Source organism: Parendozoicomonas verongulae (genome assembly GCF_009711465.1).
GTDB lineage: Bacteria > Pseudomonadota > Gammaproteobacteria > Pseudomonadales > Endozoicomonadaceae > Sansalvadorimonas > Sansalvadorimonas verongulae.
The window spans coordinates 1,919-2,480 of the sequence record NZ_SMME01000634.1 but is presented as its reverse complement, the minus strand read 5'-3'; the positions used below and the strand labels follow the sequence as shown (position 1 = coordinate 2,480).

1 protein-coding gene is annotated in these 562 nt (G+C 60.5%); it reads right to left on the bottom strand.

The features are described 5' to 3' along the window. Window positions 1-562 (bottom strand): phage head morphogenesis protein (locus E1189_RS02075; RefSeq protein ID WP_196221052.1); only part of this gene is annotated, 562 nt, incomplete at both ends.

Here is a 562-nt window from a genome sequence, read left to right as displayed (position 1 = left end):
TGTCTCTCCCGGGTTGTGATCCCATCCGGGGTCGACGCTGGTGGACACCATCCGGACTTTTCCGGTGCGGGGATTCGTCCAGGCTCTTGTTTCTGTTTTCGGAATCGTGACTGCCAGGCTGTTGTCTTCTACTTCCTCCTTCGTCATCTGAACCACACCGCACCGGCAGTTCCAACCGTTCGGAGGGTAGTGCTGTTTCCAGAAGGGATCGGTGACGGCTGCGACGGTGGCGTTCCACTGCAGGTGCTCGGGCCTGACCCGGTCGTCCTCGATGGCGTCATACATGAGATAAGGTGCGGTGGATATGTTCTGCTGGATTTGCGTCCACGTGCCCACCGAATAGGCGCTCTGCAGGTTGCTACGAAAGATGGTCTCCAGCCGCCATGCCGAGCCAAGCTGCGCGCCCGCTGCCAGCACCTTGCCTGTCGCCGGGTCGACCACATCACCACGCCCCCACCAGCCTGCCCGCTGCAGTGTGGGTATGAGCTGCTCTTTGAACTCGGCCAGCGTCGTACCCTGCACAATGGCTTTCTCTACCTGCTTATCCACATAGGCCAGCAGG